This is a genomic window from Bradyrhizobium sp. Arg237L, assembly GCF_029990105.1.
Taxonomy (GTDB): domain Bacteria; phylum Pseudomonadota; class Alphaproteobacteria; order Rhizobiales; family Xanthobacteraceae; genus Bradyrhizobium.
Genome location: NZ_JAQMIL010000069.1, coordinates 16,734 through 30,345, shown reverse-complemented (window position 1 = coordinate 30,345; position 13,612 = coordinate 16,734). Strand labels below are relative to the sequence as shown.

The window sequence follows — 13,612 nt, the reverse complement described above, 5'->3', positions numbered from 1 at the left end:
ATGGATCCCGCTGATGGCTGCCGGTGTTAGGGTGTGAGCGAGCGAGATGGAGGTTTGCCATGGCAGGACGGTTGTCGGCGGAGGCGCGGAAATCTGCGCTGAAGGAACTATCCGGCTGGTCCGAGGTGCCGGGACGTGAGGCGATCGCCAAGACTTTCACGTTCAGGGATTTCAACGAGGCCTTCGGCTTCATGACGCGCGTCGCGCTGATCGCGGAGAAGCGCGACCATCACCCGGAATGGAGGAACGTCTACAAGACGGTCGATGTGGTGCTTGCAACCCATGACGCCGGCGGCGTCACGGCGCGCGACATCGAATTGGCCAGGGCGATGGAGGCGATCGCCAAGCAGGCTGGCTGAGAGAGGCGACTTCTCCTTGGCTGATCTTGCAGGGCAGGCAGGAGGTCCCCACCTTTTGCGTCAGGGATCGCGGGACCGCTTGGCGGGCTGTGGTCCGAGGGAGCTTCTTCCGATGACATCATCCGAACACACTGTCGGTTTCGAGCCGGCCGATCGGCTGGCGCAGGACCGCGAGAGCGTGCGACGGCGTTTCTGGATCAAGCTGAAGCGGGTGGTGGCGAAACTACCCTTCGCCGAAGACCTGCTGGCCGCCTATTATTGTGCGTTCGACAAGGAGACGCCGCGCCATGTGCAGGCGGCGCTGCTTGGCGCCATCGCCTATTTCATCCTGCCGTTCGACTTCGTGCCGGACGTGATGCCGATTCTCGGCTTCACCGATGATGCCGCGATCCTGGCGACCGCGATCCGCATGGTTGCAAGCCACATCACGCCGGAGCACCGCGAAGCCGCCCGTGCCGCGCTGAAGCGCGGCATCGAGACGGCCGAGGAGCCGTAGATCTAGCGCTTCTCGCCCGTGCGCACCTGCGCGCGGGCGTTGTTCTCCGCTTCCCATGCCTGGAACTGCTTGAACAGCGCCTCCTTGTCGGCGTCCGTCTGCAGCTTGGCTGCGCCCGGCGATTGCTTCAGGAACTCATCGAAGCGACTGCGCGTCACGGCTTCCACGCTGTGCTTCTCAAGCCATTGCTTGGCCGCCGGCAGCCGGGTCCAGTCGGGCAGCGGCGCGGCCAGCGAGACCTCCTTCCATTTCGGATGGAACGGCGGGTTCTGGAAGGTCGGGAATTTCGTGAAGAAAGCATCCACGAACAGCGCCAGCTTGCGCGAGCGTTCCGTGTTCGGCGCCCAGTTATAGGCCGCGAGCACGGCAGGAACGGCGATGGTGTCGACGCGCTCCTGATCCGAAATCAGGTTCGGATAGTCCTTTGAGGTGAGCGTCGCCGGCAGATAGTCGTTCTGCAGCGGCTTGTCATAGTTGACGGTGACGAGGTGGAAGCGGCCATCATTGTTGAATGTGCTGACCGACTTGTAGGGCTTGCCTCCGGTCACGATCACGGCGTCGATTTCACCGGCCTTCAATTTCTCCATCGCGATGCGCTGCTCGATATAGACGAACTTCGCCTTCATCCCGAGCCGCTCGAACACCGTCAGTGCGGTGACAAAGGTGCCGCCATTGGGCAGGTCGACGCTGACGATCCTGCCCTCGAGATCCTTCAAGCTCTTGATCGTCTTCGGCGCGACGACATGCATCTCTTCGTTGTAGAGCTTGGTCACATAGGCGAACTGCTTCTTGATGTCCTTCGCAAAGCCCTTCCGTTCGAGATAGTCGAGCGTGTCGGCGCGGACGATGCCGAGATCGACGCCCTGCAGGAACAGGATGTCGGCGACGCTCTGCACGGAACCGCGCCCGACGATCGGCAGTACGCGCAACTTGTTGCCGTCGTCGAGCACGGAAGCGAGGTCGGCGCCGAACTGGACGTAGGTGCCGCCGATCGTACCCGTGATCAACGTCACCGTGTTGGCGTTCAGGCTCTGCTTGGTGGCGACCGAGCCGAACTGGAAGATGGCTCTCAGGCTGTCGCTGACCTTGGCCGGGTCATATTCGGTTTCCTCGGCCCGTACTGCCGGGCCGCAAATCATCGTCAGGGCGAATAACGCCACTCCAAACAAGCGTCGCATGTGTTACCCCAAAAAGGTTCAATCTTGCATTTGTGTGAGACGTTGCTGGGCGTGCTGCGAGCCAAGCTCGGCCGCCCGGCGGTACCAGATCCGCGCCTGAGCCGGATCGGGCGTGATCGCGCGCGCATCCTTCGTTCCCAGCACCAGGGGATCGTAGGTCCGCGCCAGCAGCAGCGCCGCGTCGGCTTCCTGCGCATCGGCGGCGCGTTCGAGCAGCAGCCGTGCGGCTGGGATATCGCCGATCGCAAGCAGGCTGTTCGCCCGCTTCATGAGGGCGCTGAGCTCGTCGGGACTGACCTGTCTTGCCTGCGGCGTAGCGGGCGGCGCCGCTTGTGGCGCTGCCGACGGCGCGGGTGGAGCGGCGGATGGTGCTGGTGGAGCGGCAGAGACAGACGGTGATGGCCCGACCACAACCTGGCCGCCCTTGATCGCCTCCTGATAGGCCGCCGTGATCTGCTCGCGCGACGGCGGAGCTGCCTTGGTTGGCGGCGGCGGTACCGGCTCGCTCACGGGTTGCAGGAGCGCCGCCATGACGGTTCGCGCATGCACCTGCGAAGTGCCCAGCAGCCACGTCTTGGCGGCGACCATGGTGTCGCGTGTGACATCAAGGGAAACCAGCAAAACAGCGGCCGCCGCAGCGGCAGCGATGAGAAGACCGCTCGTGAGCAAAGAGCGGCCAAGCGAGCGTTCAAGGGAACCTCGTTGGTATTTCGCACCGCTGTCCTCGTCGAGAGGGTATGAAAGGAACAGCGGAGCGGGTTCGTCTCTGTCGATGTCGGTATCTGCTCGATGCGACCGCTGGTAGCGATACTCTGCTAGCTCAGGATCGTCGAAATCCGCGTCATGCGCCTGCCTCGGCGTCATGCGTCCTGAAATATCCACCATGTTGACGCTTCCCGTTACACAATACGCAACGCATGGGCATCCCTGGTTGTCTCTTGCTTGTTGTCGACGTTCCCCGAGTGCCCGCTAACGGGAACTTACGCACTGCGAATGAGCCCAAAAAACGGCCCTGATCAGAGCGAATTGGGACTTATTTTGGTTTGATTAGGGCAAAAATGCCCAATTCACTGGATTAAAATTGGGCACTTTGGGAATAAGTTCCGTATTCGGAACCAGACTCGCTCAATCTATTCACATAGGTAAGCGCATTCGAGCCACTCAGGTAAGTGCGCGCGAATCCATAAGTGGAAGCGCCGCACCTGCCCGGCGCTACAACTCAGGCGTGTGAAATCTTCTTTTTATTTTACGGCGCATGCCGTCTGTTCACGGATGCAGGATCACCTTGCCCATCGCCTTGCGGCCGGCGAGCACCTTCAGCGCTTCCGCCGTTTGCGACAGCGGGAAGGTGCGGTCGACATGCGAAGAGATCTTTCCTTCGGCGGTCCACTGCACGAGCTTCTGCAGGTTCTTGCGGTTCTTTTCGGGGTTGAGCCGCGTCCACGCGCCCCAGAACACGCCGCGGATGTCGCATCCTTTGAGCAGCGCGAGGTTCAGCGGCATCTTCGGAATGTCGCCGGCGGCAAAGCCGATGACGAGAAAGCGGCCTTCCCACGCGATGGCGCGCAACGCGGCTTCGGCGTAGGTCCCGCCGACGGGATCGAAGATGATGTCGACGCCCTTGCCGCCGGTCAGCGCCTTCAGGCCTTCTTTCAGATCTTCCTTGGCGTAATTGAGCGTCAGCTCGGCGCCGTGCTGCTTGGCGAATTCAAGCTTCTCGTCCGAGGAAGCGCAGGCGATCACCTTCAGGCCCATCAGTCTGCCGAGCTCGCAGGCCGCAAGCCCCGTGCCGCCGGCGGCGCCCAGCACGGCCAGCGTCTCGCCCGGCTTCGGGCTTGCGCGATCTTCCAGCGCATGCAGCGCGGTTCCGTAGATGATGATGATCCCGGCGGCGCGATCGAAATCGAGATTGTCGGGAATCTTCACGATCGAATTCGCCGGCAGCGCGATCTTCTCGCGCGCGCCATTGTGGCCGCAGGAGGCAACCACGCGATCGCCGACCTTGAGGTCGGTCACTCCAGCGCCGACGCTCTCGATCACGCCGGCGACCTCCGCCGCGGGCGAGAACGGGAACGGCGGCTTGATCTGGTACTTGCCCTGGATCATCAGGATATCGAAGAAGTTCAAAGCCGCGGCCTTGATCACGATCACCGCTTCGCCCGGTCCGGCCACGGGATCGGGCACGTCAGCCAGCACGAGATCGTCGGGTTGGCAATATTGCGTGCAGAGAATGGCTTTCATGGACACACCTGATTTTCGGACGCAGAAAGGCTGCTCGCTTCATGCCGGATTTGAAGCCGGGCGACAATGCGGAGGGATCAAACAATGTTTGAAAAGAGCCTGCTGGCGCACAAGCGGATCCTCGTCACCGGCGGCGGCTCCGGTCTTGGCGCCGCGATGGGGCGACGCTTCGCCGAGCTCGGCGCCGAACTTGTGATCTGCGGCCGCAGGACGGAATTACTGCAGCAGACGGCGACGAGATTGCGCGACGATCTCGGCGCCAAGGTTGCGACGATCACATGCGACATCCGCGATGGCGCAGCGGTGGATGCGATGATGGACACGATCTGGCGCGAGGCGCCGATCGACGTGCTCGTCAACAACGCTGCGGCGACCTTCATCGCGCAGACCGAGCATCTCTCATTCCGCGCCGCGGACGCGATCCTGGCGCCGACGCTGCACGGCACAATGTATTGCACCCTCGCCGCGGGCAAGCGGTGGATCGAGGGCAGGCACAAAGGCGTCATCCTCTCGATCCTCTCCACCTCGACGATCACCGGGCGCGCCTTCACCGTGCCGTCGGCGATGGCGAAGTCGGCCGTGCTGGCGATGACCAAGAGCCTTGCGGTGGAATGGGGGCCGAAGGGCATCCGCGCCGTCGCGATCGCGCCGGGCGCATTCCCGACGCCGGGCGCGACCGGCCAGCTCCGGCCCGAAGGGCGCGAGGAGAGCTGGGCGCACCGCAACCCGCTGGGCCGTCCGGGCGAGCACGGTGAGCTCGCCAACCTCGCGAGTTTCCTGATCTCCGACCAGGGCGGCTATATCAATGGCGAGATGGTGGTGCAGGACGGCGGCGCGCATTTGCGCAGTTCCGGGGCCGAGGATCTCTTGCAATGGACTGACGCGCAGTGGGAACAGCAGCGCGCCTCGCGCGCCAAAAGTTAATGCGGCGGAACCGCGCGCCACTCCCCTAACTACCTTCCCAAAAAGGCCTTTTCCGGCTATTGCATCGCGCCGGGGACGACGCCGGTTGGGCCATCTTCCAGTCACAATGATAGGGGAACCAGTTGTCCGTGCGGCAAATACTGACATCTCTGGTTGCAAGCGCCCTGCTTTGCGGGACGACTTCCCTTGCCATGGCGCAGGGCGGTTCCCCCAAGGCGGCCACCAAGGGCGCGGCGAAGCCTGCGGCCCCGGCCAAGCCGGAGGCCGCGACTGCGGCTGCCGGCGGCGTCGAACCGACGCTGATTGGCCAGTTCGGCACCTGGGGCGCCTACACGGCGGCTCCGAACGGCAAGAAGGTGTGTTTTGCGCTGGCAAAACCGTCGTCGTCGAAAACCAATCCGCCGAATCGCCCGCGCGATCCGGCCTACGCCTTCGTCTCGACCCGTCCGTCGGAAAAGGTCGTCAACGAAGTCTCGATCATGATCGGCTACACGCTGAAGCCCGGCTCGGAATCGACACTCGAAGTCGGCGGCGGGTCGTATGCGATGTACACCCAGGGCGACGGGCTCTGGATCAAGAACGCCGCGGAAGAAGAGCGTATGGTGGAGGCCATGCGTAAGGCCGCGGACCTCACCGTGAAGGGCGTCTCGGCCAAGGGCACCGAGACGACGGACACATTTTCGCTCAAGGGCCTGTCGCAGGCGCTCGATCGGCTGGCGCAGGACTGCAGGCGCTAGTTCATTCGGAAACAGCGGCATTCATGCCTTTCCAGCGCCTGCTGGAAGGCCTATTTGATGTTCCATGACCGACACCCTCACCAGCCAGAGCGATCGCGCTAGCACCGCGCTCGTGGAGAAAGTTCCGCTCGAGACCTACGTGCCGCCGGCCAAGCCGTCGCTGATCGGGCTGTCGCGCGCGGAGATCACCGAGCGCCTCGGCGAGATCGGCGTGCCGGCCTCGCAACGCAAGATGCGCACCCAGCAGCTATGGCACTGGATCTATTTTCGCGGCGCCAAGAGCTTTGCCGAGATGACCAACGTCTCGAAGGACATGCGCAGCGAGCTGGAAAAGCACTTTACTGTCGACCGGCCCGAAGTGGTCGCCGAGCAGATCTCGAGCGACGGCACCCGCAAATGGCTGTTGCGGCTGCCGAGCGGCGATCGGCTCGAGAAGCCGCATGAGGTCGAATGCGTCTATATCCCCGAGACCGACCGCGGCACGCTCTGCGTCTCCTCGCAGGTCGGCTGCACGCTAAATTGCGCCTTCTGCCACACCGGCACGCAGCGCCTGGTGCGTAACCTCACCGCCGGCGAGATCGTCGGCCAGGTGATGGTGGCCCGCGATCGCCTCAATGATTGGGCCGACCGCGAGAACGGCAATCGCCTGGTCACCAACGTCGTGATGATGGGCATGGGCGAGCCGCTCTACAATTTCGATGCGGTGCGCGATGCGCTGCTCATCGTTGCGGATAATGAAGGCATCGGCATCTCCCGCCGCCGCATCACGCTGTCGACCTCGGGCGTGGTGCCGAACATCGTCCGCACCGGCGAGGAGATCGGCGTCATGCTCGCGATCTCGCTGCATGCCGTGCGCGACGAGTTGCGCAACGAATTGGTGCCGCTCAACCGCAAATTTCCGATTCAAGAATTGCTGCAGGCTTGCCGCGACTATCCCGGCGCCTCCAATGCGCGGCGCATCACCTTCGAATATGTGATGCTGAAGGGCGTCAATGATTCACTCGACGACGCCAAGCTGCTCGTGAAGCTGCTGAAGGGCATTCCGGCGAAGATCAACCTGATCCCGTTCAATCCCTGGCCGGGCACGCGTTACGAATGCTCGGACTGGGAGCAGATCGAGAAGTTCTCCGAATATATCTTCAACGCCGGCTATTCCTCGCCGGTGCGTACCCCGCGCGGCCGCGACATCCTCGCCGCCTGCGGCCAGTTGAAATCGGAGACGGAGAAACTCTCCGCCCGCGAGCGCCAGGCGCTGCGCGCGATGGCGATGACGGATTGATGATTTTGTGGGCATGCAGTCCGTCATTGCGAGCGAAGCGACTTGTCCGCCGAAGCTCAACGAGCGAAGGCGGAAGCAATCCATCTCGCCATTTGCCGAGACATGGATTGCTTCGTCCGCTTCGCTCCTCGCAATGACGGCGCAATAGCATGGCACTGATCGGCCGCGTCTTCCTGATCCTGTTCGCCTTCCTGGCCTCCTGCCTGGTGGCGGGAATGATCATCGTCGTGGCGGTGCTTTATCCCGAATTCAGCGATATCGGCACCGGTCAGATCGATCAGAACGCCATCAACATCGTGCTCGGCTTCGGCTTCATCTTCATTTCCGGATTCGCGCTGTTGCCGGCGCTGATCGTGGTGCTGATCACGGAAGCCTTCAATGTCCGGGGCGCGCTGACCTATGCGATCGGCGGCGCGATCGTCGGGGCCGGCTGCTATCTTGGCCTGGTTCCGTTCGACCCCGATACGTTCCAGTTCGAGGGCATCGTGCATCGCCATCTCGAGATCATGGCCGGCGCCGGCATCGTCGCGGGTCTGGTGTACTGGCTGATTGCGGGCCGCACCGCCGGCGCCTGGCGCGAGCCGCCGCGCAAATTGCCGCCGCCCCCGCCACTGCCGTCACAATCCCGGCCGCAGCCGTGAGATTTGTCCCTGTCATTCCGGGGCGGCTCAAAGAGCCGAACCCGGAATCTCGAGATTCCGGGTTCGATGCTTCGCATCGTCCCGGAATGACGACGGCAAAGGGTTTCAATACCCCATCGCCTCGGCTAAACCGCGCGCCATGAACCGGACCGGACTTTTCATCGCGCTGGGGCTTGCGGTCGTGATCGGGCTATTGTTCGGGCTCTTTCCCGAGCTCGACCTGAAGCTCGGCGCGCTGTTCTACGATGCCGCGCAAAAAACCTTTCCGTTGAAGCTGAACGCCGTCGCGTCATTTGCGCGCGATGCGGCGATGTGGATTGCCTGGGGATTCGCGCTGCCCGCGATCGCTGCGTTCGTCGTCAAAATGATCAGGCCCGACCGGCCGATGCTGATCTCGGGCCGCGCCGCGACGTTTCTCCTGGTGACGCTGCTGCTCTCCGCCGGCATCCTCACCAACTTCACTTTCAAGACCTATTGGGGCCGGCCGCGACCGGTGGCGGTGACCGAGTTCGCCGGCGACAAGAGCTTCGTGCCGTGGTGGGATCCGCGTGGCACCTGCGGCCGCAACTGCTCGTTCTTCTCCGGCGAGGGTGCGACCGCGTTCTGGACCTATGCGCCGGCAGCGCTGGCGCCGCCGCAATGGCGCGTCGTGGCGTTTGGGGCGGCGACCGTGTTCGGCATCGCCACCAGCGCCCTGCGGATGGCCTTCGGCGGCCACTTCTTCACCGATGTCGCGATTGCCGGCATCGTGACCTACCTGGTGATCTGGCTCGCCTATGCCATGATCTACCGCTGGCCGTCGACGCGGCTAACGGATGCCCAGGTCGACGCCGCACTGACCCGGTTCGCTCGGCGGTGGCGCCGGCGCGAAACGGACCCCAGGCCGTCGGCTTCATAAAGGCCAGTCGCCATTAAACGCGTGCCCATCAGCGCGAAATTTGATATTCGCGCAACTTAACAGCAAACGACTTTACGACCGATTGGACGCTCCATGAGTACGATCTTGAAAAGCCTGCCCAAGGGGGAAAAAGTCGGCATCGCTTTCTCGGGCGGTCTCGACACCAGCGCAGCGCTGCTGTGGATGAAGCAGAAAGGCGCCCGCGTCTTTGCCTACACCGCGAACCTGGGCCAGCCCGACGAGTCCGACTACAACGAGATTCCGCGCAAGGCGATGGAGTTTGGCGCCGAGAAAGCCCGGCTCGTGGATTGCCGCATGCAATTGGTCCACGAAGGCATTGCCGCCATCCAATCCGGCGCCTTCCACATCTCGACCGGCGGCGCCACCTATTTCAACACCACGCCGCTCGGTCGCGCCGTGACCGGCACCATGCTGGTCTCGGCCATGAAGGAGGACGGCGTCAACATCTGGGGTGATGGCTCCACCTTCAAAGGCAACGATATCGAGCGGTTCTATCGCTACGGCCTGCTGACCAATTCGAACCTGAAGATCTACAAGCCCTGGCTCGACCAGCAGTTCATCGACGAGCTCGGCGGCCGCGCGGAAATGTCGGCGTTCATGACCGCGCAAGGGTTCGCCTACAAGATGAGCGCCGAAAAGGCGTATTCGACCGACAGCAATCTCCTCGGTGCCACCCACGAGGCCAAGGATCTCGAGAGCCTGCAAAGCGGCATCAAGATCGTCAATCCGATCATGGGCGTGCCGTTCTGGCGCGACGATTGTGTCGTCAGGGCCGAACAGGTCACCGTGCGTTTTGAGGAAGGCCAGCCCGTCGCGCTGAACGGCCAGACTTTCCCCGATCCGGTGGCGTTGTTCCTCGAGGCCAACGCCATCGGCGGCAGGCATGGTCTTGGCATGAGCGACCAGATCGAGAACCGCATCATCGAGGCAAAGAGCCGCGGCATCTATGAGGCTCCCGGCATGGCGCTGCTGCACATCGCCTACGAGCGCCTGATCACCGGCATCCACAACGAAGACACCATCGAGCAATACCGGATCAACGGCCTGCGCCTTGGCCGATTGCTCTACCAGGGGCGGTGGTTCGATTCCCAGGCTCTCATGCTGCGCGAAACCGCCCAGCGCTGGGTGGCTCGCGCCATCACCGGTGAGGTGACGCTCGAGCTGCGCCGCGGCAACGACTATTCGATCTTGAACACCGAGAGCCCGAACCTGAGCTATCAGCCAGAGCGGCTGAGCATGGAGAAGGTGGAGGATGCGGCATTCACGCCGGCGGACCGCATCGGCCAGCTCACAATGCGCAACCTCGACATCACCGATACCCGCACCAAGCTGGATCTCTACGCAGAGACAGGCCTGCTGTCGCTCGGCGAAGGCTCCAACATCCTCAGGCTCGATAGCGACAAGAGCTGAGGCGCGTGAGCTCAGTAGCCCGGATTACGCGGAGCCTGTCATCGGGCGCGCGTTCGCGCGACCCGTTGGCTCCATCCGGGCTACGAACTGCGGCGATCCATCGCTGGCGCTCGACCCGATGTGTAATGGACGCGTCATTCGGCGCGGCTAGTCTCGTGGCCTGCGCGCCCGTGGCCTTCGGAATTGCAGCCGTCCGGCGCGGGCGAACAATTGTGGGGCACAAATCATGATCAAGCCATTTGCCGGTGCTGCTCTCCTCGTCCTGCTGTCCGGATCGCCAACGCTCGCGCAGGCGATCTATCCGATCGACCGCGCCGACATCCTTGCCGGCGCCCATTTCGACTTCAAGGTCGAGTTTCCCGATCGCGTTGATCCGGCGAACGTGAAAGTCACGGTGAACGGCGCGGATTATTCCGCGGCGTTCGGCCAGTCCGGAACCTTCGTGGAGCGCGAAGATGGCAAGGAGCAGTCGGCCCTGATCGTTCGCGACGTCGCATTGACCAAGCCTGGAAGCGTGAAGGTGGAAGTCACTGACGGCGCGCGCAGCCGCACTGTCGTGTGGTCAGTTTACGATACCGGTCCGCGCAAGGCCAAGAACGTGATCCTGTTCATCGGCGATGGATTGTCGCCGGCCCATCGCGTTGCGGCGCGCATGCTCTCCAAGGGAATTGCGGAAGGCAAAAGCCTCGGCAAGCTCGCCATCGACGACATGTCGCATATGGCGCTGGTTGCAACCGCAGGCTCCGATTCGATCATCACCGATTCGGCGAATGCGGCCAGTGCCTACGCCACGGGCCACAAGACCGCCGTCAACGCGATGGGCGTCTACGCCGATCGCACCGCAAGCCCGTTCGATGACCCGAAGGTCGAAACCATCACGAGCGTCGCGAAGCGGCGGCTTGGCCTGGGCATCGGGATCGTCACCAATACCGAAGTCGAGGATGCCACGCCGGCGGCAATGGTCGCGCATACCCGCCGCCGCGCCGCCTATGATGAAATCGTTGCGCAGCTCTTCGCCGCCAAGCCTGATGTCTTGATGGGAGGTGGCAGCGCGAATTTCCTGCCGCAAGCCTCGGCCGGGAAGCGCAAGGACGATGTCGATTACATCGCCCGCTTTCGCGATGCCGGCTATCAGGTAGTCACGACAAAGTCCGAGCTTGATGCAGCGGCTGCAAAACCCGACACGAGCAAGCTGCTGGGACTGTTTGCCTCCGGCAATATGGACGGCGTCCTGGACCGCAAGTTCCTCAAAGGGGGCAGCGTCGGCAAGTTTCCCGAACAGCCCGACCTGACCGAGCAGGTGCAGGCCGCGCTGAAAGTGCTGGCGAAGAACGATGCCGGCTTCTTCCTGATGGTGGAATCGGGGCTGATCGACAAATACGCTCACCTCCTGGACATGGAGCGCGCGGTCTACGACACGATCATGCTCGACAATGCCGTTCGTTTTGCGCGCGACTGGGCGCAGGCCCGCGGCGATGACACCTTGATCCTGGTGGTGGCGGACCACAATCATCCCAACAGTCTTGTCGGCACCATCAATGACGACATGATCAAGACGCTCAACGTCCCGTTCCGCGAACGCGTCGGCGTTTATGACAAGGCGGGATTCCCCAACTATCCGGCGGCCGATGCCGAAGGCTACCCCTCGCGGGTCGATGTCAGCCGGCGGCTCGCGATTTTCTCGGCCAGCCTGCCGGACCATTACGAAACCTTCCGCCCCAAGCTCGACAACCCGAATGATCCGACCGCGAAGGGCGATGAGCCGGGGACTTTCAAGGCCAATGATAAATACAAGGATGTTCCGGGTGCCGTGCTACGTCCCGGCAATCTGCCGGCGATGATCGGCGCCAGTGTGCATTCGGGAGAAGACGTCATCCTGACCGCAACCGGTCCGGGCAGCGAACGCGTTCATGGTTCGATGGACAACACGGACGTTTTCCGTGTCATCGCCGATGCGCTGGGACTAGCGGCACCGGCGCCGTAGCGTCGCGAGCTCTTGTAGGGTGGGCAAAGCGCAGCGTGCCCACCGTCAACACTCCGCTCGGAATGGTGGGCACGCTACGCTTTGCCCACCCTACGATTCCCTCGATCTATTTCACGCGTAGCGCGTCCAACAGCGAGCGGAAGGCGCGGGCATACTCCGCGCCGGTCTTGGCGATGTCATCGCCGCTTGAGCTGGCAACCGCGGCTTCCGTCACCGCGCCGAGCAACAGCCGCGCCAAGGGCTCGACCGGCTGCCGCGCGACCAGGCCGGCGTCCATCGCCGCTTTCAGGCCGCGTGGAAACTTGCCGCCGAAATGCCTGGCATCGATCTCGCGCCAGCGCTCCCAGCCGAGCACGGCCGGGCCGTCGCGCAGGATGATCTGTCCGGTCGCGCCTTTCGAGCAGGCTGCGAAATAGCCCTGTGTACCTGCTGCCATTGCGGCGAGCGGGTCGTTCTCCGCGCGTGAGATCCGGTCGAGGTCGGCTACGAGCTCAAGCGAGACCTGCTCGAACACTGCTTCGAACAGCGCCTCCTTGGTCGGGAAGTGATGATAGACCGCGCCCTTCGCGACGCGCGCGGCGCCGGCGATATCGTCCATTGTCGTCGCCGCAAAGCCGCGCTCGCCGAAAATCCGTTTCGCCGCCTTGACGATCGCCGCCCTGGTCCTCTCGCGCCGTTCCGCCTGCGTTGCCATGCGTGTCCAGAGCATCCTGCACCGGGCCAACAGCGAACTCGGCTTTACCTCGCCCCGCGTGCGGGGAGAGGTCGAAATTCAAGCGCAGCTTGAATTTCGGGTGAGGGGGAGTCTCCGCGAGTCCGTCTGTCATCGCATTCGCGGATGGAGCCCCTCACCCCAACCCTCTCCCCGTAAGAACGGAGAGAGGGAGAAGGGGCCGTCGGTCGCTCTAACCTGGAATCACCCTTAGCGCAGTTCCACGGCCGAGCCAATTGACTTTCCGACCCATGGTCGGTAAATACCGACCGTCAGTCGGTATACTGAGGAGAGTAGCAGATGCCTTCGCTCGCCACGCTGCAAGCCTTTGCCGCCACCGTTGAATCCAACGACCATGTCGGCGCCATCCTGAAATTCTATGCGCCGGACGCGCGGACGCAGGAGAATGACGGCGCGCCGCGCGTCGGCCGCGATGCGCTCGCCGAACGGGAGCGTGCAGTCCTCGCATCTGTCGCCGGCGTCAAGACCACCAGGCTCGGACCGCTGCTGCTCGACGGCGACTATTCGGCGATCTGCTGGCGCTTCGAATTCACCGGCAAGGACGGCAGCGTGCGCACCATGGAGGAAGTCGCCTGGCAAACCTGGCGCGGCGAGCAACTGATCGAGGAGCGCTTCTTCTACGATCCGCATCAGATGAAGAGGTGAAGCGGACATTGCGGCTCACGCATCGGCATGTCACCGCCATGCGCGAAGCCCGCATATAGCCGAACG

14 protein-coding genes are annotated in these 13,612 nt (G+C 63.2%); 10 read left to right on the top strand and 4 right to left on the bottom strand.

Annotated elements, in window-relative coordinates; all coding sequences use genetic code 11:
• The first annotated feature begins 59 nt into the window (after positions 1–59).
• A complete protein-coding gene (locus tag OZ411_RS32685; protein WP_208823086.1) occupies positions 60–359 on the top strand; it encodes a 4a-hydroxytetrahydrobiopterin dehydratase in 300 nt (99 codons plus the stop codon).
• A gap of 112 nt (positions 360–471) precedes the next feature.
• The gene (locus tag OZ411_RS32680; RefSeq protein ID WP_282531234.1) at positions 472–855 is read left to right on the top strand and encodes a YkvA family protein; all 384 of its coding nucleotides are present in this window, start codon (positions 472–474) and stop codon (positions 853–855) included.
• A gap of 2 nt (positions 856–857) precedes the next feature.
• Here the strand turns inward: OZ411_RS32680 and OZ411_RS32675 are convergent, their stop codons facing one another.
• From OZ411_RS32675 to OZ411_RS32665, 3 genes are all read right to left on the bottom strand, one after another.
• A complete protein-coding gene (locus tag OZ411_RS32675) occupies positions 858–2,033 on the bottom strand; it encodes a TAXI family TRAP transporter solute-binding subunit (RefSeq protein WP_282531233.1) in 1,176 nt (391 codons plus the stop codon).
• A gap of 18 nt (positions 2,034–2,051) precedes the next feature.
• Complete coding sequence (locus OZ411_RS32670; RefSeq protein WP_282531232.1) at positions 2,052–2,918, bottom strand: hypothetical protein; 867 nt, start codon at positions 2,916–2,918, stop codon at positions 2,052–2,054.
• 381 nt (positions 2,919–3,299) lie between these two features.
• Positions 3,300–4,274: an NADPH:quinone oxidoreductase family protein gene (locus tag OZ411_RS32665; RefSeq protein ID WP_282531231.1), complete on the bottom strand. Its 975-nt coding sequence runs from the start codon at positions 4,272–4,274 to the stop codon at positions 3,300–3,302.
• Positions 4,275–4,358: 84 nt separating this feature from the next.
• Here OZ411_RS32665 and OZ411_RS32660 point away from each other — a divergent pair, with 84 nt between their 5' ends.
• The 7 genes from OZ411_RS32660 (at position 4,359) to OZ411_RS32630 (ending at position 12,168) form a co-directional block, all read left to right on the top strand.
• A complete protein-coding gene (locus OZ411_RS32660; protein WP_282531230.1) occupies positions 4,359–5,198 on the top strand; it encodes an SDR family oxidoreductase in 840 nt (279 codons plus the stop codon).
• A 122-nt stretch (positions 5,199–5,320) separates the two neighbouring features.
• Entirely contained in the window at positions 5,321–5,935 is a 615-nt protein-coding gene (locus OZ411_RS32655; protein WP_282531229.1) for an invasion associated locus B family protein, read from the top strand.
• Positions 5,936–5,999: 64 nt separating this feature from the next.
• A complete protein-coding gene (gene rlmN, locus OZ411_RS32650; protein WP_282531228.1) occupies positions 6,000–7,214 on the top strand; it encodes a 23S rRNA (adenine(2503)-C(2))-methyltransferase RlmN in 1,215 nt (404 codons plus the stop codon).
• Between the two features lie 149 nt (positions 7,215–7,363).
• Positions 7,364–7,855, top strand: a complete 492-nt coding sequence (locus OZ411_RS32645) for a hypothetical protein (RefSeq protein ID WP_282531227.1) — start codon at positions 7,364–7,366, stop codon at positions 7,853–7,855.
• A gap of 139 nt (positions 7,856–7,994) precedes the next feature.
• The gene (locus OZ411_RS32640; protein WP_282531226.1) at positions 7,995–8,753 is read left to right on the top strand and encodes a phosphatase PAP2 family protein; all 759 of its coding nucleotides are present in this window, start codon (positions 7,995–7,997) and stop codon (positions 8,751–8,753) included.
• Positions 8,754–8,846: 93 nt separating this feature from the next.
• Positions 8,847–10,184, top strand: a complete 1,338-nt coding sequence (gene argG / locus OZ411_RS32635; protein WP_282531225.1) for an argininosuccinate synthase — start codon at positions 8,847–8,849, stop codon at positions 10,182–10,184.
• A 226-nt stretch (positions 10,185–10,410) separates the two neighbouring features.
• Positions 10,411–12,168 carry an alkaline phosphatase gene (locus tag OZ411_RS32630; protein WP_282531224.1) on the top strand — a complete coding sequence of 586 codons (1,758 nt, stop codon included), beginning with the start codon at positions 10,411–10,413 and terminating at the stop codon, positions 12,166–12,168.
• A gap of 106 nt (positions 12,169–12,274) precedes the next feature.
• Here OZ411_RS32630 and OZ411_RS32625 read toward each other — a convergent pair whose 3' ends face one another.
• Complete coding sequence (locus OZ411_RS32625) at positions 12,275–12,862, bottom strand: TetR/AcrR family transcriptional regulator (protein ID WP_282531223.1); 588 nt, start codon at positions 12,860–12,862, stop codon at positions 12,275–12,277.
• 318 nt (positions 12,863–13,180) lie between these two features.
• On the opposite strand from OZ411_RS32625, the gene OZ411_RS32620 reads away from it, so the two are divergent.
• A complete protein-coding gene (locus OZ411_RS32620) occupies positions 13,181–13,546 on the top strand; it encodes a nuclear transport factor 2 family protein (protein ID WP_282531222.1) in 366 nt (121 codons plus the stop codon).
• Positions 13,547–13,612 lie beyond the last annotated feature (66 nt).